The following is a 23672-nucleotide window of genomic DNA, read 5'->3' on the forward strand; positions in this document are numbered from 1 at the left end:
AGTGGTGGACGTCCCATGAAACTGAAATACTCACTTTCTAGTAACAGCTTTTGATTTAAATTTTAAAATAAACGACGTCCTTTATTGACTTCAAAAAAGAGGTCGTTTATTCTGTAGGCACCATCGGCTGAATAGCGTGTTGGCGCACGCCATTCAGCCTGACCATAACCAAGTGTACAGGACTCGGATCATGGCTGATTCTGAGAATAGCACAACTATGCCTCAGTTTTCCCCCGGAAACCTGCTTAAATCTATCGAACCAGTTGGGGAGGCTGTTTTACGTGATGCCTCCAAGAGGTTGACTGCATTAAAGGCCGACCTCAACGACAGAAGTGGAAGTGATCCTGTCGTCTCGTATTGGCGGCAATGGAGCATAATGCACGCAAGAAGCAATGAACTGTGTCGTCTTCAGCAAGGATTGGAGACCAAACTTCTGAAGAAAATTGGATCTTTGTCTAAGGCCGAGCAGGAACGAGTATCGTCTCGCATATTTCATTCCATCGACCAAATCAGAGGTCATCGTGTTGGCTCGGAGACGGCTGACGTACAAGAATATGCAATAATGGAGCTGCAAGAAGCGCAAAACAATTGGCGCGAGGTAAACGATGAATTGGATTACCGAAATGCCTACAGGGATCATTTACAGATTCTAGATATAGAGTTTGAGCTTGCTGAGGCTCTTTTCAATGCTCCGGCTAAGACAATTGCAGGGATGGTTGCAAAGCTTCACTGTGTTCTCGAGGTGCGAGATCCTCTCGGAGTTGAAGATGACGAACCATGGCCGTTGTTAAGGTCTATTCTGTTCGATTTACTCCGGGTCGAAAAGGATATCAGCTTGTAATCGAGCGAGCTTTACGTGTCCTAGCAATTCTTCCGTGCAGATCGGTAGTGGGCGCTATACTCAAGTCGGTTTCTGCTTTCGACGTATTGTGAATCTTCATTGATCGCTCCAGATTACCAATTCATTTCCGGCCGGATCTGTGAATTGAAAATGCCTGCCGCCGGGGGAAGGAGAAGATGGGTTTCACATTGGTTCCGCCCCGCATCAGTAACAGCCTCTAAAGCCTCTTCCAGCAGCGCGGCATAGAGCACGCGCAGAGGGCTTTGCTATTGCCTGTCCTTCGGCGTCAAAACCACCATCCAATCCCTCCGAAAAGGCCGAATAGGTCGGACCGTAATCAATGAAAGACCAACCGAAGGCGCGCGCATAGAAGTTCTTCGTCGCATCGAGCGAACCGTTTCCCGCTGGCATTTCCAGATAGTCGAGCTTAACTGTGATCCGCCTCGTCAAACCCCATTCTGTTCACAGTTTGTTCTTATTTTGATAAATCTGATACACAGAGTCAATCTATGGCGGGATCTAAGCCCGATTAATCCCGCCTCTAATCGATTCTATTGTCGCGGCTTGTCTTTTTTGGTTGGCAGTAGCCTTGCGGATCGCATAAGCAACGGAAAGCAGGTTCTGGGAGTGCTTGCAACGGTTGCAAGCCTTTCATGGGCCTATCCTGCATCAAGGAGGCCATGATGGCGAAGTGGGTGTATACGTTCGGCGACGGCAAGGCAGAAGGTGCGGCAAGTGACCGTAATCTTCTCGGCGGCAAGGGAGCGAACCTGGCTGAAATGAGCAGCCTTGGTCTTCCAGTGCCTCCGGGCTTTACCATTACGACCGAAGTCTGCACCTATTATTATGATCATGAGCGTACCTATCCGACAGAACTGAACGATCAGGTTCAGGCGGCTCTGGCCCATATTGCGAAAGTGACGGGGCGCAATTTCGGCGATGCCGAAAAGCCGCTTCTGGTGTCGGTGCGTTCTGGCGCCCGTGCTTCCATGCCGGGCATGATGGATACGGTGCTCAATCTCGGGCTCAACGACGAGACTGTGCAGGCCATCGCCCGCGAGTCGGGTGACGAGCGTTTTGCCTATGACAGCTACCGCCGCTTCATCCAGATGTATTCAGATGTCGTGCTGGGCGTCGATCATGGCTTTTTCGAGGAAATTCTCGAAGACAAGAAAGCCGATCTCGGCGTTGAGGTTGATACGGCGCTGACCGCAGAAGACTGGAAACATGTCATCAGATTCTACAAGGCCAAGGTCGAGGAAGAGCTAGGCCAGCCTTTCCCGCAAGACCCGCGCGAACAGCTCTGGGGCGCGATAGGCGCCGTTTTCTCAAGCTGGATGAATGCGCGCGCCATTACCTATCGTCGCTTGCACAATATCCCGGCGGCCTGGGGCACGGCGGTTAATGTGCAGGCGATGGTGTTCGGTAATATGGGTGAAACCTCTGCGACTGGCGTTGCCTTCACACGCAATCCTTCGACAGGTGAGAAGAAGCTTTACGGCGAGTTCCTCGTCAATGCGCAGGGTGAAGATGTCGTTGCCGGTATTCGCACGCCGCAGAACATCACCGAAGAAGCGCGCATTGCGGCCGGTTCCGACAAGCCATCGCTTGAAAAGGTAATGCCGGAAGCCTTCGCTGAATTCCTCAAGGTCGCTGACCGGCTGGAGCAGCATTATCGTGACATGCAGGACCTAGAATTCACCATCGAACGCGGCAAATTGTGGATGCTCCAGACCCGTTCGGGCAAGCGCACCGCAAAGGCAGCGTTGAAGATGGCCGTCGAAATGGCAGGCGAAGGTCTCATTTCCGAGGAAGAAGCGGTTCTGCGCGTCGATCCGGCAGCGCTTGACCAGCTTCTGCACCCGACCATCGACCCGCGTGCGGAGCGTCAGGTTGTCGGTCAGGGCCTCCCGGCATCGCCGGGCGCTGCAACGGGCGAAATCGTCTTCTCTTCAGAAGAAGCCGAACAGGCAAAGTCGGAGGGCCGTAAGGTCATTCTCGTTCGCATCGAGACCAGCCCGGAAGATATTCACGGCATGCACGCGGCAGAAGGCATTTTGACGACACGCGGCGGCATGACCAGTCACGCAGCCGTTGTCGCACGCGGCATGGGCAAGCCATGCGTTTCCGGTGCGGGGTCGCTTCGCGTCGACTATCGCAATGGCATTATGCTTGCAGCAGGCCAGACCTTCAAGAAGGGCGATGTCGTTACCGTTGATGGTGGCACCGGGCAGGTCCTGAAAGGCGCGGTAGCCATGCTTCAGCCCGAGCTTTCCGGCGATTTCGGCAGGCTGATGGAATGGGCTGACCGGACCCGCCGGATGAAGGTTCGCGCCAATGCAGAAACCCCGGCGGATGCCCGCACGGCGCGTTCGTTTGGTGCGGAAGGCATAGGCCTCTGCCGTACTGAACACATGTTCTTCGACGGAAGCCGGATCGTCGCCATGCGCGAAATGATCCTTTCCGACAATGAAGAAGGCCGCCGCACGGCTCTCGCAAATCTTTTGCCGATGCAGCGTTCGGATTTCGTCGAGCTTTTCGAGATCATGAAGGGGCTCCCGGTTACGATCCGTCTGCTTGATCCGCCATTGCACGAGTTCCTGCCGCATACGGACGAGGAAGTCGCAGAGGTTGCCCGGTCGATGGGTGTCGATGGGGCAAAGCTGCGCGAACGCGCGGATGCCCTGCATGAATTCAACCCGATGCTGGGCCATCGCGGCTGCCGTCTGGCTGTATCCTATCCGGAAATCGCGGAAATGCAGGCCCGGGCGATTTTTGAAGCTGCCGTCGAAGCAGGCAAGGCAACCGGCGAACATGTGGTGCCGGAAGTGATGGTGCCGCTGGTCGGTCTGAAAGCCGAACTCGATTTCGTCAAGGCGCGCATTGATGCCGTTGCCAAGGAAGTCATGGTCGAGGCGGGCGTCAAGATCGACTATATGGTCGGCACGATGATCGAACTGCCGCGTGCAGCCTTGCGCGCTGCCGAAATCGCCGAAACGGCTGAGTTCTTCTCGTTTGGCACCAACGATTTGACGCAAACGACATTCGGCATTTCACGCGACGATGCGTCCTCGTTCCTGACCTCTTATCAGCAGCGTGGCGTGATCGAACAGGACCCGTTCGTGTCGCTCGATCTCGAAGGCGTTGGTGAACTGGTGGAAATTGCCGCTGAACGCGGACGAAAGAGCCGCGAAAAACTGAAGCTCGGCATCTGCGGCGAGCATGGTGGTGATCCGGCGTCGATCGCCTTCTGCGAAAAGACAGGTCTCGACTATGTTTCCTGTTCGCCGTTCCGCGTGCCGATTGCCCGTCTTGCCGCTGCGCAGTCGGCCATACGCAAGGTTTGACAGCACGCCACAATTTGGCTTAGCTGCCGGAATAATTTCCGGTAGTTAAGCCATTTTCAGAAGATATTATCATGCTTCGTTTTATTGCTTCGGCAGGAGCCGTCATTCTCGCCACGACTGGCATTGCCAGCGCATACGATATCTCGCCGCAGGAGCGCGCGGAGAATAAGGCTGCGCACGACACGATCAAGATCGTTGAACCGCAATTGCATATCGCGCGGGGTGGTGCTGCATCGCCCCAGGTGGCGCTGACGCTTGATGCCTGCATGGGCAAGACCGATCATCGCATTCTGGACATGCTGGTGCAGAACCGTATTCCAGCGACGATCTTCGTGACGGGGCGATGGATAAAGCAGAACCCGACCGCCATGGTGGTTTTGAAGGCGAATGCGGATCTGTTCGATATCGAGAACCATGGCGCAATGCATGTTCCGGCCATTACCAACGAGCCGAAAATGTATGGCATCAAGACAGCAGGATCACTTGAAGCGGTTCATCTGGAAATCGATGCCGGCGCGACGGCGATCACGGATGTCGGAGTGTCGAGGCCCGTCTGGTATCGCGATGCGACTGCCCGTTATTCGACCGATGCCATCAAGTTGGCAACAAGCATGGGCTACAAGATCGGTGGCTATTCGCTGAATGGCGATCAGGGCGCCTCGTTGCTGGCGCCGACGGTTGAGCGCCGCATCGCTGCTGCGCGTGACGGCGACGTCATCATCTCGCATATCAACCAACCAACGCGGTCAGCGGGTGAGGGGGTGGCCAAAGGCGTTCTGGCCTTGAAAGCGAAGGGGATGAAATTCGTGCGCCTCAAGGATGTCGAGACGGCGATGACACTCAACCCGGTTGCTCCGCACAATCTTCATGCGGGCGTTCCAAAGCCTGTAGCGCCGAAATAACCCCGTTCAGGCGCCGTTGACTTTCTCCTTCGGGGAAAGACTTTTCATGACGGCGGCGTAGTTGCGGCCAAGGCTTTCAAAAACGGCATTTTCGCCCGTGGGCGGTTCAACGGACAACGTCGTACCGTCGTTGCGCAATGTGACGAAGATAACCTGATCTTCCGGTTGCCCCGCAATGGCAATTGCACCTATGCGTTGTGCTTCGCTGGTGTCGAGAGCAGGCATATTGAACAGAACTTCGCCGCCAACGCGTTCTGCGGCCTTGGCGAGCGCGGAATCAAAACCTTCGATAAGGACGTCGATGGCTCCAAGCGCAAACTCCAGTTCGACGGCTTCAAGCGTCATCGCATCCTCTGCGGTTGTGCCGTCCGATGACTGGTTGCCATTTTGAAGGGCGCGATCCATTCCGTCCTCTCCGACGATTGCAATATAAGCCCCCACATACACAATCATGCCTTCTGTTAGCGGTTGCTGCAATGCCTTTTTATTTGATTTACCTAGCTTTTTCTCACTTATTCTTAAAGCTGGTGATCTTTGCAGGCTAAGAACGCATCCCGAAAAGTGCAAAACGGTTTTCGGATCAGTTGCGTGCTGAACAAACAATTGGAGCGCCAATCTGCCGTAATCAGATTGAACGGCGCCCCTGGAGGGTGCTGCCCCTAATGCGATTTGCCTAATCTATCAAGCACGCCAAACGTGCATTAGCTATTGCTTTTGTAGATCGCTAAATATTCCCCCGACAGGTTTTGATCGCGGTCAATGCTCTTTCATCCCGAATCTTCGACGTTCTCTTCATCACAAGGGAATTGGTGTCGGAGGGCACATGAAACTGATCTGGAAAGCGGCGGTCGGCGGCGCGGGTGCGCTAGCTGCAGCTTGGCTCTTTGCGCTTTCAACACCCCATTGGCTGACGGCGAAACACGAAGCCGCCGTCGATGTCACCGACAAGGCTTTGATCGAAAAAGGCGAGTATGTCGCCCATGCGGGCGACTGCGCTGCGTGTCATACGGCTCCGGGAGGCAAGGCGTTTGCGGGCGGGCTTGGCATGCAGACGCCGCTTGGCACGATTTATTCCACAAACATCACGCCAGACAGTAAAACCGGTATCGGCGGCTACGGCTATGCCGACTTCGAGCGCGCCGTACGGCAGGGGGTGCGTCAGGATAATGTCCATCTTTATCCGGCAATGCCCTTTGTTTCCTATACGGTCGTGAATGACGAGGACATGAAGGCGCTTTATGCGTTCTTCATGTCGAAGGTGGAGCCGGTACAACAGGATAACCAGCCCAGCACCTTGCCGTGGCCAACCAACATGCGCTGGCCACTCGCCTACTGGCAGCTTTTCTATGGAAATTCGCGTCCGTTCGAAATTGCAGCGGACACTGATCCGGTGATCGCACGCGGCGCTTATCTGGTCGAGGGGCTCGGTCATTGCGGCGCGTGCCATACGCCACGTGGTCTCGCCTATGAAGAAAAAGCGGTGAAGAATGATCCGAAGGGCAAGTTCCTGTCCGGCTCGGTTCTGGAAGGCTGGTATGCGAAAAACCTGCGCGATCAGGATACAGGCCTTTCGAGCTGGGCCGAAGAGGAGATCGTCACCTTCCTCAAGACCGGGCGCACCGATCGCACGGCGGCGTTCGGCTCGATGGCCGATGTCGTGCAGCATTCGACCCAATACCTTGCGGAAGATGATTTACGTGCGATTGCCCGTTATTTGAAGTCGCTGCCACCAAGCGAAGGACGCGAACGTAAATGGCAACCGAAGGAAGGTGTGACGACGGCGGCCCTCAAGGCGGGAGATTTCAGTGCGCCGGGCGCTCTGTCCTATGTCGAGCAATGTTCGGTCTGCCATCGTATGGACGGCAAGGGCGCACCGCGCATCTATCCGGCGCTTGCTGGCAACTCGATTGTCTTTGCCGATGATCCAAGCTCGCTCATTCAGGTCACTTTGACCGGGGGCAGGACGCCTGACACGCCGGCGGACAAGATGGCTTTCACTATGCCGGGCTTCGCCGATCTTCCGAACTGGCAGGTCGCCGAAATCCTGAACTTCATTCGCAACGGCTGGGGCAACCACGGTGCTGCCATAACGGAGCAGGATATCGCGCGTATGCGGCGTGAAATCGCTCACAAGCCCGTCCATTACGTTCCGGAGAACAAGCAATGAAAACCAGTACGATTGTCGTTCTTGGTGCCAGTTTTGCCGTGGCAGTAACGGGCGGCGCATTTCTCTTCAATCATCTGCGGCCTTCACTGGATGCCCCGGCTCCCAAAGCCTATGCGGTTCTGGACAAGGACAAAAATCAGGTCGATACCTATGTCATCCCGCCGGACCGTGACATTCTCAAGCAGCCGAACGCGCCTGAAATCATGCACGGCAAGCGGTTGCTCAACGAAACCGAGCGGCTTCTGCCCGACAATGTCGGCAACGGTCTGAATTGCAACTCCTGCCACATGGGGCAGGGCAAGATGGATAATGTTGCTTCCTATATCAACAGCAGCAATTTCTATCCTGCTGTCATGCCCCGTGCTGGCAAGGAAGTCGATCTGGTGATGCGCATCAATGGCTGTTTCCAGCGTTCGATGAACGGCAAGCCGCTGCCGCCTGAGGGGGCCGACATGAAGGCGATGGTCGCCTATATGGACTGGTTGCGGCAGGATGTGAAAAAGGGCACCAAAGTGGCGATCCGGAATGCCGGTCCCATCGATGAAAGCCTTGTTCCCGATCCAGTCAACGGTGCCAGAATCTATGCCGCACAATGCTCGACCTGTCATGGCGCCGGTGGCGAAGGCATGAAGGACCAGGCCGGTGACTATATCTTCCCGCCGCTCTGGGGGGATGAAAGCTTCAACATCGGGGCCGGGCTGGCCCGGACTTACAAGGCGGCGCAGTTCGTCAAATATGCGATGCCGCCAGCCCAGAACTACAATCTGCCCATCGGGCAGGGCGGTGTTCTGACCGATCAGGAAGCCATTGATGTGTCGGAATATTTCACCCACATGCCGCGTCCCGACTTCGCAGGCAAGGTGAAGGACTGGCCTAACATGAAGAAGCCGAAAGATGCGCGTTACTAGAGCATTTTCAGCAAAAGTGCGAAGCGGTTTTGCGCGGAACAATGCGACGAAACAAATAGTTAGGGCGGTTCCGGCAACTCATTTTGGACCGGAGCTGCTCTAAATGACATCGCCAGGAAAAGTGCCCCGCCATGTCCAAGCCAGGTGGGGCATTTGAATTTCTACGCCGAAGTTTTGCCGAGCGAAAATCTCTCTGTTATTCATACTGCGTGAAAACAGAGAGACAGAGTGGCTCCAATGATTCAGTATAAGCTGGAAATGTTCTCGGAGACTGCATGAGAAAACTTCGCTACCAGCGGCGTCAGTCGCGCTCTGCAGTGTGGGCGCTTCGGCTTGGCATCTTTGCGCTCGTGCTGCTTGCGATGGCCTTTCTTCTGCATCGCTTCTGGACACTGGAGACACCGGATCTGGTGCTGCTTGCCGGATTGAGCACTGGTCTTGCCGCTCTGGCCCTTCTTTGCTCGGCTAAAGGTTTTCGCAATCTCTGGGTCAATGGCGACAAGGGCGGCGCACGCTCCTTCTGGGGCGGCATATTCGCTTTTGCCGTGCTGCTTCCAGTCGGACTGGTCACGGCACTGTGGTATCTCTCTCCACCCCTCTACGACATATCCACGGATTTCGAGACGCCGCCGCAATTCCCGTCCAATACGCCACCACGCCTGCAATGGATGAATCCGCTGACCGTGGCCGTGAGTGGCGATGCGCTGACCCAGTTGACCGCCTATCCCGATGTGGTCGGACGCCGCTATGAAGCTGCACCGGACCGCGTTGCGCAGGGGGTCGAGACGGTTCTGAGGACTTTCGGGTGGCAGGAGATCGCGCGCAATGCGTCTTCGCCGGAACAGAACGCGACGCGATTTGCCGTGACCGCGCATAGTTTCATACTGGGTCTGAAAAGCGATATCGTCATCCGCCTGCTCGACGAAGGCGAAACCACCTATGTCGATGTGCGCTCGCTGTCACGCTATGGCAAGCGCGATATGGGGCAGAATGCCGGCTTCATTACCGATTTTCTGGGCGCGCTGGAAGGCGAGGTCAACAAGGCTCCAGCGGACGTGGATTAATCAGCCGGGAAGATAGATACTGTCGAGCGATGGGTGGCCATCGGTCGTGACCTCGCCACGTCCAACCAGATCTTCCAGATGTGCGAGCACGGACAGCGCTGCCGCACCGTGCAATCGCGGATCAGTCTCGCGATAAATCACTTTCACCATGTCGCCGATTGTCTGGTCCCCCTGTAGAACACGCTCTAAAATGGCACGTTCACGCATCTTGCGATGGGCACGCAGGCCACGAACGAAGGCGGCAGGCTTGGTCACGGCGCCGCCATGCCCCGGCAGATAGACCTTGTCGTCGCGTGCCAGCAGTTTTTCAAGCGAGACCATGTAGTCATTCATCGAGCCGTCCGGCGGTGCGACGATGGACGTCGCCCAAGCCATGACATGGTCTGCGGAGAAAAGAATGCCGGTTCCCTTCAGGCCGAACGCCATATGATTGGCGGTATGTCCGGGAGTGTGAATTCCTTCCAGAGCCCAGCCATCACCTTCGATCGTGCTTCCGTCGGTCAGTGCAATATCCGGAACGAACTCCATATCGGCACTTGCCTCAAGCATGTTTGTTTCGCCCGCATAATAGGGGCGGGCAGGGCGATGCGGTCCCTCGGCAACGGTGCGAGCGCCAAGGCTTTCCTTCAGACGCTGAGCCAAAGGTGAATGATCGCGATGGGTGTGGCTGACGAAGATATGGCTGACCGGACGACCGGCAATGGCTGCGATCAAGGCGTTGTAATGCGCCTCATCTTCAGGGCCGGGATCTATGATCGCCAGCGTATCCGTGCCGATAAGATAGCTGTTGGTGCCGTGAAAGGTGAAAGCGCTCGGATTATTGACGGTGAGGCGCAAAATGCCTTTACTCAGTTCAACCGGCTTCCCATATTGGGGCGTGAAACTGCTGTCGAAAACAAGCGCCATTGAAGCGACTTCCATTCTTCTTTGGTTTGATTGATGAAACGGCATAGGCCTTATATAGTCGGGTTGCAAACGTGAACAGTCACGCGGGCTGACAATCGCGTCAGCGGGCAGTTCCGGAGAATTTCACATCCCGGTGTCTGTCGCCGCGTCAAAAGTGGAGTTGGATATGCCTCATAGAGCAAAGTCTCGCGTCGCCACCGCCTCTCTCGCAGCAGAATATCTGCCGACCAGACAACTGTCCCGTGCTTTCTGGTTTGTCGGGCTTGCGCTGATCGGAACGGCTGTTCTCACCATTTCTGCCAAGATCAAAGTCGATCTGGCCTACGTCAATGTGACGATGCAGACCTTCGCTCTCTTTGCAATTTCAGCGCTTTACGGTTCGCGGCTCGCCGTGGCGACTGTCGCTCTTTATCTGCTCGAAGGTGCGCTTGGCATGCCGGTTTTCACCGGAACGCCGGAGAAGGGCATCGGCCTTGCCTATATGGTTGGTCCGACAGGTGGTTATCTGCTCTCCTACCTTGCCGCTGCCTGGATCGTCGGACGTGCTGCCGACAATGGACTGGCGCGTAACCCTCTTGCTCTCGGCGGTGCAATGCTACTCGCAGAAGCCGTCATTCTTTTGATGGGTGCAGGCTGGATGGCTTATCTTTTCGGTCTGGAAAAGGCGATTGCCTTCGGGTTCGGTGCCTTTATCGTCGGCGATCTCGTGAAACTCGCACTTGCCGCATGCGGTGTCCCTGCGGTGATGTCACTTTTGAAGCGCTGAATTTTTATCGGTTCTGCATGTTGAAAGCCGGGTCGTTGGCCCGGCTTTTTCTTGTTTCGGTTGAAACTGCTTCGCAATTGACAGAGACCTCTTCAACAAGCTTTGTCGTTATAAGAAATCTGCTTTTACGGGGAGGATGATTTGCACGTCGAAACTCTGGTGGTCGAGCCGCTGACAAAAGACGCTTTTGCGCCATTTGGCGATGTCATCGAGACAGAAGGAGCTGAGCTTCGTCTGATCAATAACGGAACGACCGAGCGATACCACGATCTCGCGCGTGTCCAAGCCGCTGGCACTGAAGCAAAGGTTCTCGTCAATATTTTCCGCGGACAATCGTTCGAAGCGCCAATCGATATCGTCATGATGGAACGTCATCCTTTCGGCTCGCAGGCATTCGTTCCATTGAACGGCAGGCCGTTCCTTGTGGTCGTCGCCGAGGATGACGGAGGCAAGCCTGCACGTCCGCGTGTTTTCCTTGCGCGCGGTGATCAGGGTGTCAATTATCTGCGCAATGTGTGGCACCACCCGCTACTGGCGCTTGAGCAGAAATCCGATTTTCTGATTGTCGACCGGGCAGGCAAGGAAGACAATCTGGAGGAGTTTTTCTTCTCCGATAGCGCATACCGCATTGAAACGACGCAACCTGCCTGAGCTTTATCGAGGGATATTATGGGTAAACTTTCCACACATGTTCTCGACACTGTCCACGGCAGTCCAGCGGCGGCGATGCGCATTGAGCTTTATCGTATTGCCGCAAACGGCGCTTCTGAACTCATCAAGCGGACGGTGACCAATCTCGACGGACGCACGGACGCGCCTCTGCTTTCCGGTGATGAATTGCGTACCGGCACTTACGAGTTGCAGTTCCATGTTGCTGAATATTTTGAGGGACGCGGTGCGGAACAAGCCAATCCGCCGTTTCTCGACCTAATTCCGATCCGCTTTGCAATCGCCGATGTTGATGGAAACTACCATGTGCCGCTGCTTGTCAGCCCGTGGTCCTATTCCACCTATCGCGGAAGCTGATCCAGACTTATCCTCTTTTCGGGCAGACGAACTAGACTCCTCGCATTATCCACTGCGAGGAGCTGTTCATGGACCAAACCCCAAATCTGAAAATGCCCTATATTCTGCCCAGTCAGGCGCAGAAACATGTCACCCACAATGAGGCCTTGCGGCTGCTCGATGCTGTTGTGCATCTGAGCGTCAAATCACGGAATCGAGCTGAAGCGCCCGAAACACCTGCCAGCGGCGATCGCTATCTCGTGGCTGCGGCGCCTGCCGGGGCATGGGCAGGAAAAGGCGGCGCAATTGCCTCTTTCATTGATGGCGGGTGGCTCTTCGTGATGCCTGCTATCGGCTGGCAGGCCTATGTCGAGGACGAAGCTTTGTTGCTGGTTTTCGACGGCATACTCTGGAAGGGCGTTTCGTCGGTTCCGGAAAACCTTCCCTATCCATGCTGGGCGTTCATGCCACTGCCGATGCGGTTAACCGGCCGGCCATCTCGTCGGATGCCAGCCTGTTCAACCATGCCGGTGCAGGGCATCAGGTGAAGGTGAATAAGCAGGCGGTGACCGATACGGCAAGCCTTCTGTATCAGACCAACTGGACCGGCTTCGCCGAAAGGGGGGGAACGGCAGTAATGATTTCAGCGTGAAGGTAAGCAGCGATACCGGACAATGGCGGGAGGCAATCCGGATCGATCACGCGACCGGCAATGTTGCAGTCGGTTCGATCTGGCCGCAGACGCGGCTTGATGTTGATGGTCCTATACGTTCTGCATCCTATACCGTCTCGATGCTGCCCTTTCCCGCAATTCACGGCGCAGGCGCAATGGTCTTCGTGACCAACGCTCCATCCGGTACTGAGATGGCCTATTCTGATGGCACCAATTGGCGCAGCATTCGCACCAACACCATAATTGCCTGACAACAAATGCGGCGGATTGGCCGCTTACAGTTGCCGCGGACGGTCTACGAGCCGTAATTTTGCCAAAAGATGTTTGTTAAGCGCCTGAAACGGCAATTGATATAGTCCTTCCGGAGGACTCATGTTAACGGTGGCGAGAAATTAGAATGCTTCGCAGCTACGGCGTGCAGCACGCCGCGAAGGGATTGACTAAGCTTTAATCCCCATTAGTAGTATAAATAGCCTTATGGCGCTGGAATCGTTCCGGTATTTCTCTCCGGCGGAGAGCGGGATAACACGCGTATGAGTTTGAAATATCCATGGCAGAGATTGGCGCTTTTGCCCCGCGCCAGCAAACAGATCATTCTGATGCTGAGCGACTGTGTCCTGCTGTTGTTGAGTGCTTATCTGGCCTTTGTCATCCGTCTCGGCTTCGTTTTCGTGCCGAACGAAGGGCAGACGTTTCTTATTTTCATCGCGCCCGTTCTGGCAATTCCGGTTTTCATTCGCTTCGGACTCTACCGCGCCATCATCCGTTATCTGGCTGAACGTGCAATCTGGCCGATCTTTCAGGCTACCGCCATCGCCGCGCTTTTCTGGGTCGCGCTCGTTTTCCTGATGGAACTCTACGGCAGTGCCGGTCTGCCGCGCTCTGTTCCGTTGCTTTACTGGCTTTTGAGCACTGTATTCATCGCTGCCAGCCGTTTCGGTGCGAAATGGCTTTTGCGTAGTTCCGAGTCGGACAAACGTTATACGAGTTCAGCACTGATTATCGGCGTGGGCGAGCCCGCCCGCCAGCTCGCGACGGCGCTCCGTAGCCATAGCGACACTCTGGTCGTCGGCTTCGTCGATCCCGATGGCCAGCTTAATGGAATGGATATTATCGGGCTGCGGGTCTATGGCGTGGAAGACATTCCCGTTTTGATCGAAAATTACGGTATCAAGCAGGTGGTGGTATCGGAACCGGCGCTGGAACAGAAACAGCGTCAGGATTTCGCGCGGCTTTTGGGGCGCCTTCCGGTCAATACTCGTATTCTTCCGCCGATCGCAGATCTGACGGCTGGGAAATATCTGGTCAGCTCGCTACGTAATGTCGAGATCGATGATCTGCTTGGGCGTTCGCCCGTGCCGCCTGATGCGGCCTTGTTGCGAGAAGTGGTCGAAGGCCGGCGCATTATGGTGACGGGTGCGGGCGGCTCGATTGGCAGCCAGCTTTGCCGTACCATTTCACAATGGAACCCGGCCTGCATCGTTTTGTTCGAGTCGAGTGAATTCGCACTTTACAATATTGAGAGGCAGCTCAGGCAGATCGCCAGTTGCGAGATTGTGCCGATCCTTGGGACGGTCAGCAACCGGGACTGCGTCGAGAAAGCCATTCGCGACAACAATGTCGATACGGTCTATCATTGTGCAGCGTACAAGCATGTGCCGCTTGTCGAGAAAAACCCGCTGGTCGGTATATTCAACAATGTGTTCGGCACGCTGGAAGTGGCGCAGGCCGCTCTCAATACCGATGTTGAACGCATGGTCCTCATCTCGTCCGACAAGGCAGTGCGACCGACGAATGTGATGGGCGCAACCAAACGCTGGGCTGAGCTGGTCGTCTATTATTGCGGTTTGCTGGCCGAGCGATCGGGAAAGAAGAAGGCGTTCTATTCTGTCCGTTTTGGCAATGTGCTGGGGTCGAACGGTTCTGTCGTCCCGCTTTTCCGTGAGCAGATTGCCGGTGGTGGTCCGATTACGCTGACGCATGAGGACATGACCCGCTACTTCATGTCGATCAAGGAAGCTGCCGAGCTTATCGTGCAATCTGGTGGCATCGCCGCGTCGGGCGATACGGTTCTGCTCGAAATGGGCGAACCGGTAAAGATCCGAGATCTGGCCGAGAACATGATCCTGCTGGCAGGGCTAACCGTTCGAAGCAACGAGAATCCGCACGGCGATATTGCAATTGAGACGACAGGGATTCGTGAAGGCGAGAAGATGTATGAAGAGCTCTTCTACGATCCTTCACAGGCAAAGCCGACCCGCCATCCCAAGATCATGCGCGCCCCGCAGGGCAACAAGGCTGCGGTGGATGTTCCGGCAAGTCTTACGGCTCTCCGTGTTGCCATGGAAAGCGGCGATATCGATGCCGTTCGCAAGGTGCTGTTCGACGTTATAACTTCCTGAAGCGCCCGCGAAAATCCAGCAGCAGAACCAGCGTCGCGACAATGGCTACAAGCAGGAACGCGATCTGGGTAATTGTGTGATCGAGAGCGAGCAACGCTATGGCACAGGCAATGAGGATCATGTTCAGAAGCGCCACATGGCCGACGACCTTGAGCACGCTCCAGCCTGAGCGCTTCGCCGTCTGATAGGCATGTTTGGAATGCGCTTTCAGGATGTTCTCGCCTTGGCTTAACCGCATCACGATGGTCGTGCCTGCGTCGAGAATATAATAGAGCGGCAGGATCAGCGCGACGGCGATATGCGTTTCCCGTGCGAGCAGGATTAGCGCTGTTCCTGTGATCAGGCCAAGTGGCAGACTTCCAGAGTCACCCAGAAAGATCGTTGCTGGTGGACGGTTGAACAGGGCAAAGCCCAGCACTCCACCTGCCGCGATGATGCCGATACCGCCACTTTCGAGCCCGGCAAGGCCAAGGGCGGCCAGAGTGCCGATCCCCGCCAGCGGAATCCCTACGCCTGCGGCAGTCATGAGATCGAGACCGTCCATGAAGTTAGTCACATTGATGGCCACCACCAGCGCGAAGACAATGAGAGTTGCCTCCAGCCAGTAGGGCAGGAGGTCCGGCAGCAACCGGAAATCCGGGCCCAGGCCGTAGACAACCAGTCCGGCGGCAATGAACTGCGATCCCAGTCTGATGATCTCTGAAAGTTCATAGTGGTCATCCAGTCCGCCGACAATCCAGAGCAGCAGCGAGGCCCCGGAAAGGCAAAGCGCCAGAAATGCGTTGATTTCCAGATCCGGCGCAAAGATCAACAGCGTTGCGATAATTGCGGGAATAAGTACCAATCCACCGATCTGCCGCGCTACCGTCGTATGGTTGGAACGCGAACTCATGCGAGCCGCGAGAAAGCGCTCGGGCAGGAGCCGGTTTAACAGATAGAGACCGATGCCGCACAACGCAGCGCTGACGAGAAACGTAATCAACAAAAACAGCATAGTGAATACCGAAAATACACTCTTCCGTAGGAAGTAGCAGCTTTGAAGCTGGACGCAAATCAGCGGTTTTGTTTTAGGGAACGAGGAGCGATGATATGCGGTTGAAAACGTTGTTCACAGGGCCTGTAATCATGAACGGGATTTCGCGATTAGGCGATTGCGCTCGGGTTTCGAAGCGGCTATAAGGCCGCGCAACCGATTGCTTCGGTTTGATTTGTTGGGGCGTAGCCAAGCGGTAAGGCAGCGGTTTTTGGTACCGCCATTCCCTGGTTCGAATCCAGGCGCCCCAGCCATAAATTATGTGTAAAATCAATCGCTTATTGATTTTACTTAATATTTTCCAGATGAGCATCATTAAACTTTTTTCAATTCGCTAGATGTGCACTTAACTGTAGCACCGAGCTATGACACATGCCGATTTGCCTTGGTCGGTTTGTCTTGTGCTCCAAACGGCGAGTCCAGCATGGCAATCAGACATCAGGTTCAGAATCTTCAACGGCGCGGAAATATTTTTTACCGGCGCGCGCGCCTTCCGGTACATCTCGGACGCAATATTGGTTCGTGTCACCTTGCTTTCAGCCTCAAACAATCTGATCATCGACAAGCAGGCTACATGGCCTGCAAGCTCAATCTTATGCTTTATGAAATTGTTGAAAACCCGCGAAGTGTATTGATGTCGACAGAAGCTCTCGAAGCATCGTTCCAATCCGAAATCGCGCGGATGAATGATCACATGGAGAAGCTACAATTTTCAGGCCAACATACGCCGATGGGTTTCCATCATATCGATAATCTGACTACCCATTTGGAAGTCGGGTGGGCTTGAGGCTTCTGGAAAAATTCGGCACCTGCCGGGTCTTGTTTGAAGAAGAAAGTTGCAAGGGTTGGCTCTTTCTAGAGCAGGCGCATTTCCCGCAGAGCCTCCATCAAGGTATCGCGACATCTTATCGTGGTGAACGCGAGGACGCAGAAAATTCGCGCTTCATCGACGAAATGCGCGCTCTCATGCAAGAGCACCGCCTGCCCTATTCAATTCTTAATCTCGAAAAGGCCAAGGCTGAGTATTTCAAAGCGCGTGCTGACGTTTTGCTCAATACCGATGATCGCTATCTCATCGATTATCCTGACGAATAGATTGAACCGATCCTTGTTCGCCCCGAGCCAATTGCTTCGGTTGTGGTGTGGTATCTTCATCGGACATCATTCCGCAGCCGCAGCCGCAGCCGCAGCCGCAGCCGCAGCCGCAGCCGCAGCCACTCACGCTTAGCATTGAGGAGCCGGTGAGGCTCGGTTCGGCAACGGAACGTCGCGAGCTGGTTCCGCTGGAGAAGGATTGCGAAGACAATCTTGCCGTGATGCTGGCGAGGAGGGCGGCGGAAGAGCTTGTCCTTGGAGATATCTCTGTCGGCTCCGGGATGCGGCCCGGTAGCTATCTGGCGAATGCCACCGATCTGGCGCTGGTAATGGAAACGACATTCGGCTTTTCCAGGGGGCGGCCGTTGCTGTTTTTCGACGGTCTGACACGACGGGAACTGGTCCATGCAAACCATCCTGTAACGAAACACGTCAATGAGCGGACGCAAAAAAGCTTATGAAATTGCCCTTCACGAACTTGTCCGTTACGCAGCAGCGCCCGGGACGCTTGCTGGGACGTTGCTCGAACATGGCGTCCTGGAAGGCGACGCGGTCACCGCCATTCTTGACGATGCCATCCGGGAGACCGGATCCGCAGAACAGTCATGTCTCGGTGAGCGTAGCGGATAACAGCTCTCACGAGACGAACGCATCCGGCCCGACCTAATCCGTCGTCCCGAACTGACGCCCGATTGAACGAGCAAACCAGAACCATTCAAACGCGCTTGTCAACTCGGGCGCGAACGATTCCGCATATCCCTCATATCGCATGAAAAGAATATCTCATGGCAATCATTGCACTCGATGGCAATTCAACCGGCAAAGGCTGGCAACGGAGATCGAAACCCTCAAAGCCCTCGTTCGTGATCTCGAGCGTCTGCTGAGCGGCGAGAACCCGCACCAAAGCCAACTGGAGGACGCACCATTGATCGACAACTGAGATTCTGATCGTCGGGCACAACATGCTTTGTGGGCGCATTTATTGCTCATTCGCGTCTGGGACGTATCGTGCCAAATGGCATTACCCTCGAACTCCGGTACATCGAAACCGAAAGAAGATATGCGCGCATTCAGCCGTTTCTACAGGCTGGGTAAAACGGTCAGGTTTCGTGAGGGTAATCGCTAAAATGGGCCGAAAGGACGGACTTTTAATTGACGTAATTCCGGTTATTGTACGGGCGATTCGAAAACTTTGTACAAGGAAGCTAAGTGCCAAATTCAGTTGCGGATGGGATGCGTTCTATATGGCATCATCGTCAATTGATAATTTCTCTCGCTAAACGAGAAATTATTGGGCGATACCAGTCCTCTTTTTTGGGGGTTCTTTGGTCTGTAATTAATCCGCTAATATTGCTACTTGTGTATACATTCGTTTTTAGTGTGGTGTTTAAGGCTCGCTGGGGCGCTGGCGATTCTTCACGCGTGGAGTTTGCCATAGTTCTTTTTGTCGGCCTTTTGATATTTAATCTTGTTTCGGAGGTCATAATTAAATCCCCGACTATAATTGTGTATAATACAAATTTTGTGAAAAAAATTATTTTTCCTCTTGAGGTATTTCCTGTCGTAATACTTTTATCATCTCTATTCCATATGTTGATGAGTTTCTTTGTTTGGCTGTTGGTGTACGCGGTGTTCTTCGGTGTCCCTCATTTGGAAATTTTGTATTTTCCAATAGTGCTTGCCCCAGTGTGTATCTTATCATTAGGGTTGTCGTGGTTTTTATCTGCATTAGGCGTTTATCTGCGTGATTTGGCTCAAGTTGTTGGGCCTTTAACTACAGTTGTGATGTTTTTATCACCTATATTCTATCCGGTAAGTGCGCTTCCGCCTGAGTTCCAAGCCCTCCTGCATCTAAATCCATTAACTCTTGTGATTGAGCAGGCTCGGACTGTATTGGTCTTCGGCGGGGATCTTGATTGGAAAGCTATCTCGGCTTTGATGCTGGGATCGATAATTTTTGCGTCGTGTGGGCTGGCGTGGTTTCAAAAGACGCGCAAAGGATTCGCGGATGTGCTCTAGTGATGCGATAAAACTAAGTAGCGTTGGTAAGCGCTACGAGATTTACGACCGTCCGAAAGATCGTCTCCTGCAAATGCTTTATCGGGGCAGAAAGCGATTCTATAGAGAATTCTGGGCTCTCAACGACGTTAGCTTCAAGATTACAAAGGGCGAAACTGTCGGAATAATTGGCCGGAATGGCAGCGGAAAGTCGACGCTTTTACAGGCTATTTGTGGCACAGTTCAGCCGACTGTAGGAACTCTGACTACGATGGGACGTATTGCTGCGCTACTTGAGCTGGGCGCGGGATTCAATCCCGAATTTTCGGGTCTGGAAAACATCATGCTTAACGGAGCGATTCTGGGCATATCGCCAAAAGAGATGGAGCGCAGAATTGAGGATATTGTTGCTTTCTCGGAGTTGGGGGAATTTATACACCAGCCAGTAAAAACATACTCTAGTGGTATGCAAGCTAGGTTAGGCTTTTCTGTGGCTATTAATGTTGATCCGGAAATCTTGATCATTGATGAAGCGCTTGCAGTTGGCGATGCACGTTTTGTTGCGAAATGCATGCATCGTATTCGAGATATCCAGAATAGTGGCGCGACCATCTTGTTTGTCAGTCATGATGTGACAGCGGTAAGGACGCTATGTGATCGGGCGATCTGGATCCACGAAGGTAAACTGGTGGAAGATGGAGACGTATTTCCAGTAACCGGAAGATTTATGGAATTCATGCTTGATGGAGAGAAGGACAATGTTGACCTAAACAGGGGGGGAGCGGTATTGAACTCTCGCGGGGATGTAGCAACGAGCGTAGTGAAGTACGATGGTAAGCCTGTTACGCATTGGGGGTCGCATGTTGGTTGTATACAAAGCGCTGGCCTGTTTGATCAGCAGGGTAACAGACGAGAGTCATTTCAATTGGGGCAAGAGGTCGAGGCTCGAATTGAAGTTAATTTATCCAATCGTATCGAACGGCAAAAACTAGCCGTTGCTTTTTCGATAAAGGACCTAAAGGGAAATGATCTGATAGTCGCGTCTACGGCGGATCGCGAGCGGTTTAGATTTGAAGCCGAAAGTGGTAAGAAGTTTGTGGTGAAGTTTCGATTTAAAAACCCTCTTACAACGGGGAACTTCTTGATGGTTGCTGCCGTTGAAGATAGATCTTCTGCAACCTTTCAATATTATGAATATTTGGAAGGGGCCCATTATTTCTCTTCAATTGCTGATGAGCAACTATTTGGGGTTTTTCATCCCGAGATTAAGCGAGAAGTGAGTGACGCCCATGAAAGAATTTGACGTTAACAGTAAAGAATATTGGGATCAACGCTTCTTGGATAATTGGGACGAGAAATTGGGGCACGAACAATCGCGCTATTTTGCAGAAATTGCATTGGAGTGTATGCCAAAGTGGCTACAGCATGAGGCTCGTTCAAAGCAGCTTACAGTATGTGACTGGGGTTGTGCTGAGGGCGATGGTACTGAAATACTCGCACGAATGTTTCCGTCACAGCTATTGACGGGGGTCGACTTTTCATCCGAAGCTATCAAGGTGGCTAAAGAAAGATACTCCCACATCAGGTTTCTAGTTGAAGACTGGGTCGGGGGGGAGGCTCCGGAGAAAGCTTTCGATATTGTCTTCTCTTCTAACACACTTGAACATTTCCATGAACCATATAACGTCCTTCAGAGGCTTTTTAAGGTTGCGCGCAAGTGCGTAATAATCCAGATTCCTTTTAGAGAGTTCGTCCGTCACGAAGAGCATCACTACACCTTTCAGGCGTCCAACCTGGAGTTTGCGCCGGGAAATGGGTTTGTATTAGCTCATTCTCAAGTAATTGATTCTGAGAAGAGGGCGGTGAGCTACTGGCCCGGATTGCAGATTTTTCTGGTTTACGCTCAACAGGAGTTCATTGAAGATGTTAAGCCGACGTTGGCGGATATAAGTATTTTTGACGAACGTTGGCTGGAGCTTGATGAAAAGAAGAGTCGAATTTCTTCTCTTGAAGTAGAAATTCAGGATGGGTTAACGAGGGAAGCTGATCTATCCGCAAGTCTGCTGAAGCTAAAACGTGACGCACTGCAAATGAGTAAGACCTCTGCGACAAGAGCAATTGAACAGCAAAGGTTGTCTGAGCAGATGGAGCGCTATAAGTATGAGCTTCATCAAGCTTGGCATGAGCTGAATCAAATCAAGTCGTCACGCGGGTGGCGCTATGCGAGCAAGCTCCATGCGGCTCGTAGTAGATGGCTACCAGACAACTCAAGATTACTGAATGCGGTAAAGAAGATTTATCGTAGTGGGACATTTCTCTCTCAATCATTGGCTTATGCTGATGCGCGTAAGGTAAAACGTTTTGTAGGCCACGTGCGTCAAGACGGTATAACGGCTGCCGTTGAAAGAACGAAAAGTTATTTAAGGCGAGCGTCTGCTTTTGAAGTTGTTCAAAATGAACAGGAGTTGTTGGATCTTCGTTCCGATACGAGGTTCTCGGAGCTCTTAAGAGATTTGAGGGGGAGAGATTTCCAAGGCGTCTTCATAATGGGGTCGTGCTGCATGGGGTGGCATGAAGTTTTCAAGCAAAGACATCATCACATTGCAGACTATCTTATGGAGCGCGGGTACCTCGTTATATGCGCGATGAACTCTTCTTACGACAATGACTATACTGACAGCATAAAGCGAGATGCGGACAAAGAAAATCTTTTTCTTGTAAATTTTGATAACAGAAATATGTGGGCCGCTATTATATCGCTTCTAGCAGTGGAGGCGCGCGCACCTCTATTTTATCATTTGGTAGGTACTGAGCCCGGAACTACTCTTGACGATATAGAGAGGCTCAAATCACTTGGTTATCTTTTCGTTTATGATTTTTTGGATGAAATTTCCAAAGAAATTAACCCAGCACTATCAGACTTTTGTCTCTTAAGGCACGAGTATATTCTTCGTGACGAGGAGATATTATTATTAACGTCTGCTGATAATTTGTATAATAAGGCAACCGTATATCGTAGTAAGAATGTGATATGTGCGCCTAATGGCGTTAGGTTGGAAGACTGGATACTTGAAGAGAATCCTCCTATTCCGGACGAGATGAAATCTATTCTGGCGGAAGAAAAGCCTATTATTGGGTATTATGGAAGTTTCGCGGTATGGATGAATTATGATTTTATAAAGGCTTTATCGAACGCTAGGCCCGACGTTATCATTGTCATGATCGGCTATGATTATGATTGGGGAAAGGGTGCGTTTGCTCAGAGCAGGATATCCGAGCTTCCAAACGTTCGCATATTGCCTGCTCAAAAATACCAGAACCTGAAGTATTTTTCCCGTTTTTTTGAAGTCGGTTTGGTGCCCTTCCGCGAGTACGAATTGACGAAGTCGGTTTCCCCTGTGAAGATGTTCGAATATATGGCCCAAGGCATTCCTGTCGTGGCGAGCGGGATGCAGGAATGCAGAAAGTATAAGTCTTGTCTGAATGCAGAAACCGCTGAAGAGTTTGTTGCATGTGTGAACAAAGCTTTGATACTGAGGGGCGACGAGGAGTATATGGCGCAATTGCGCGCGGATGCGGAGTCGAACACTTGGTCTGCTCGCGGGGGCGTAATAGAAGCCGCGATGATGGATCGCAATCCACGCCACTCAGATAAGCTATTATCGATAGTTATACCTACCTATAACATGGAAGCACTCCTTCCACGTTGTCTTGACAGTATGCTACCGCCGTCACAGCTAGATCGACTAGAGATCATCATTGTCAACGACGGCTCTAAGGATAGGTCGCTGGAAATTGCTCGCGAATATGAGAGACTTTATCCAAACACTGTTACGGTCGTCGATAAGGAAAATGGGGGCCATGGCTCATGTATCAATACAGGGATCGCAATTGCTAGCGGTCGGTATTTTAAAATTGTAGATGCGGACGATTGGTTAGATCCTCTCGATCTTGTTAGGCATATGGTTTTTCTTGAGAATCACGATGCCGATATGGTCGTTACCAATTATGTACGCACCTACGACAACGGAGACGGAAGTGTGGTTTCGTATTCAGATCGATTGAACGAAAGCGAATATTCCGCTGACAAGTTTTATCGGGCGCTGATGAGAGATACGACGAGTACGTCGTATATGCATATGCATGCGATAACTTACAAGACGGACATCCTTAAGAGATATGATGTGAGGATTACAGAAAAATCATTTTATGTGGATCAAGAGTATATTTCATTCCCACAAAAATACGTGAAAAATGTATTTTATGACAATGGAATACTTTATCGTTACTATATCGGTAGGCCGGGGCAGTCTGTCGATCCAGCCATAGTCAGAAAGCGAGAGCCTGACAATCGGCGAGTTTTAAGTAACATTATAAAATTATATGAAGAGTTGCCAGATAGTGAGATAAGGAAGGAATATATATTAAATATCGCGTTTCATCACAGCTGGTTTTATCTTGACCATAGTGATGATCATGGTTTTAGAGTGGAACTTATGACTTGGTGGAAACGCGAAGACCGCAGGTTCTTCACGGAACTTAATAATTATTTTCGCGTAATATAA

General features: G+C 52.8%; 20 protein-coding genes, 1 tRNA gene and 2 pseudogenes. 19 read left to right on the forward strand and 4 right to left on the reverse strand.

Annotated features, from left to right (window positions below; genetic code table 11):
• Nucleotides 1–190: 190 nt before the first annotated feature.
• Nucleotides 191–841: a hypothetical protein gene (locus F9K94_RS14265; protein WP_151646354.1), complete on the forward strand. Its 651-nt coding sequence runs from the start codon at nt 191–193 to the stop codon at nt 839–841.
• 96 nt (nt 842–937) lie between these two features.
• Here F9K94_RS14265 and F9K94_RS14270 read toward each other — a convergent pair.
• Nucleotides 938–1252 (reverse strand): annotated as a pseudogene (locus tag F9K94_RS14270) (VOC family protein).
• A gap of 272 nt (nt 1253–1524) precedes the next feature.
• Here F9K94_RS14270 and ppdK point away from each other — a divergent pair.
• Both ppdK and F9K94_RS14280 read left to right on the forward strand, forming a co-directional pair.
• On the forward strand, nt 1525–4188 hold the full coding sequence (gene ppdK / locus F9K94_RS14275; protein ID WP_151646356.1) for a pyruvate, phosphate dikinase: 2664 nt from the start codon (nt 1525–1527) through the stop codon (nt 4186–4188).
• A 71-nt stretch (nt 4189–4259) separates the two neighbouring features.
• Complete coding sequence (locus F9K94_RS14280) at nt 4260–5090, forward strand: polysaccharide deacetylase family protein (RefSeq protein WP_151646358.1); 831 nt, start codon at nt 4260–4262, stop codon at nt 5088–5090.
• A gap of 6 nt (nt 5091–5096) precedes the next feature.
• Here F9K94_RS14280 and F9K94_RS14285 read toward each other — a convergent pair whose 3' ends face one another.
• Nucleotides 5097–5495 carry a hypothetical protein gene (locus tag F9K94_RS14285; protein ID WP_094513442.1) on the reverse strand — a complete coding sequence of 133 codons (399 nt, stop codon included), beginning with the start codon at nt 5493–5495 and terminating at the stop codon, nt 5097–5099.
• A 418-nt stretch (nt 5496–5913) separates the two neighbouring features.
• Between F9K94_RS14285 and F9K94_RS14290 the strand changes: the two genes are divergently transcribed.
• From F9K94_RS14290 to F9K94_RS14300, 3 genes are all read left to right on the forward strand, one after another.
• Nucleotides 5914–7257 carry a c-type cytochrome gene (locus tag F9K94_RS14290; RefSeq protein WP_151646360.1) on the forward strand — a complete coding sequence of 448 codons (1344 nt, stop codon included), beginning with the start codon at nt 5914–5916 and terminating at the stop codon, nt 7255–7257.
• Nucleotides 7254–8165, forward strand: a complete 912-nt coding sequence (locus F9K94_RS14295) for a c-type cytochrome (protein ID WP_151646362.1) — start codon at nt 7254–7256, stop codon at nt 8163–8165. The genes F9K94_RS14290 and F9K94_RS14295 overlap by 4 nt, the downstream gene beginning before the upstream one ends.
• A 275-nt stretch (nt 8166–8440) precedes the next feature.
• Nucleotides 8441–9229, forward strand: coding sequence for a DUF1499 domain-containing protein (locus tag F9K94_RS14300; protein ID WP_151646364.1), 789 nt, complete (start codon nt 8441–8443; stop codon nt 9227–9229).
• Here F9K94_RS14300 and F9K94_RS14305 read toward each other — a convergent pair whose 3' ends face one another.
• Entirely contained in the window at nt 9230–10135 is a 906-nt protein-coding gene (locus F9K94_RS14305) for an MBL fold metallo-hydrolase (protein ID WP_151646366.1), read from the reverse strand.
• Between the two features lie 166 nt (nt 10136–10301).
• Between F9K94_RS14305 and F9K94_RS14310 the strand changes: the two genes are divergently transcribed.
• From F9K94_RS14310 to F9K94_RS14330, 5 genes and pseudogenes are all read left to right on the forward strand, one after another.
• Nucleotides 10302–10901: a biotin transporter BioY gene (locus F9K94_RS14310; protein WP_151646369.1), complete on the forward strand. Its 600-nt coding sequence runs from the start codon at nt 10302–10304 to the stop codon at nt 10899–10901.
• 141 nt (nt 10902–11042) lie between these two features.
• Nucleotides 11043–11552: an ureidoglycolate lyase gene (locus F9K94_RS14315; RefSeq protein ID WP_151646371.1), complete on the forward strand. Its 510-nt coding sequence runs from the start codon at nt 11043–11045 to the stop codon at nt 11550–11552.
• 18 nt (nt 11553–11570) lie between these two features.
• Nucleotides 11571–11927, forward strand: coding sequence for a hydroxyisourate hydrolase (uraH, locus tag F9K94_RS14320; RefSeq protein ID WP_151646373.1), 357 nt, complete (start codon nt 11571–11573; stop codon nt 11925–11927).
• 68 nt (nt 11928–11995) lie between these two features.
• Nucleotides 11996–12830: pseudogene (locus F9K94_RS14325) on the forward strand (DUF2793 domain-containing protein).
• Nucleotides 12831–13112: 282 nt separating this feature from the next.
• Nucleotides 13113–14981, forward strand: coding sequence for a polysaccharide biosynthesis protein (locus F9K94_RS14330; RefSeq protein ID WP_151646375.1), 1869 nt, complete (start codon nt 13113–13115; stop codon nt 14979–14981).
• Here F9K94_RS14330 and F9K94_RS14335 read toward each other — a convergent pair.
• Nucleotides 14968–15975, reverse strand: coding sequence for an MraY family glycosyltransferase (locus tag F9K94_RS14335; protein ID WP_151646377.1), 1008 nt, complete (start codon nt 15973–15975; stop codon nt 14968–14970). The two genes, F9K94_RS14330 and F9K94_RS14335, sit on opposite strands and share 14 nt — an antisense overlap.
• Nucleotides 15976–16193: 218 nt before the next feature.
• Between F9K94_RS14335 and F9K94_RS14340 the strand changes: the two genes are divergently transcribed.
• The 8 genes from F9K94_RS14340 (at nt 16194) to F9K94_RS14380 (ending at nt 23672) form a co-directional block, all read left to right on the forward strand.
• A tRNA-Gln gene (locus F9K94_RS14340) sits at nt 16194–16268 on the forward strand.
• 170 nt (nt 16269–16438) lie between these two features.
• Nucleotides 16439–16801 carry a DUF6538 domain-containing protein gene (locus F9K94_RS24430; protein WP_192799503.1) on the forward strand — a complete coding sequence of 121 codons (363 nt, stop codon included), beginning with the start codon at nt 16439–16441 and terminating at the stop codon, nt 16799–16801.
• 32 nt (nt 16802–16833) lie between these two features.
• Nucleotides 16834–17109, forward strand: coding sequence for a hypothetical protein (locus F9K94_RS14350; protein ID WP_151646379.1), 276 nt, complete (start codon nt 16834–16836; stop codon nt 17107–17109).
• Nucleotides 17110–17156: 47 nt separating this feature from the next.
• Nucleotides 17157–17570: a M41 family metallopeptidase gene (locus tag F9K94_RS14355; protein WP_151646381.1), complete on the forward strand. Its 414-nt coding sequence runs from the start codon at nt 17157–17159 to the stop codon at nt 17568–17570.
• On the forward strand, nt 17545–17739 hold the full coding sequence (locus tag F9K94_RS14360) for a hypothetical protein (protein WP_151646383.1): 195 nt from the start codon (nt 17545–17547) through the stop codon (nt 17737–17739). The genes F9K94_RS14355 and F9K94_RS14360 overlap by 26 nt, the downstream gene beginning before the upstream one ends.
• A 579-nt stretch (nt 17740–18318) precedes the next feature.
• Nucleotides 18319–19128 (forward strand): ABC transporter permease, encoded by an 810-nt coding sequence (locus F9K94_RS14370; protein WP_235920625.1) that lies wholly within the window; start codon nt 18319–18321, stop codon nt 19126–19128.
• Nucleotides 19118–20410 (forward strand): ABC transporter ATP-binding protein, encoded by a 1293-nt coding sequence (locus tag F9K94_RS14375; RefSeq protein ID WP_151646385.1) that lies wholly within the window; start codon nt 19118–19120, stop codon nt 20408–20410. The genes F9K94_RS14370 and F9K94_RS14375 overlap by 11 nt, the downstream gene beginning before the upstream one ends.
• Nucleotides 20397–23672 carry a glycosyltransferase gene (locus F9K94_RS14380; protein ID WP_151646387.1) on the forward strand — a complete coding sequence of 1092 codons (3276 nt, stop codon included), beginning with the start codon at nt 20397–20399 and terminating at the stop codon, nt 23670–23672. The genes F9K94_RS14375 and F9K94_RS14380 overlap by 14 nt, the downstream gene beginning before the upstream one ends.

Source organism: Brucella tritici, from assembly GCF_008932285.1.
Lineage (GTDB): Bacteria > Pseudomonadota > Alphaproteobacteria > Rhizobiales > Rhizobiaceae > Brucella > Brucella tritici.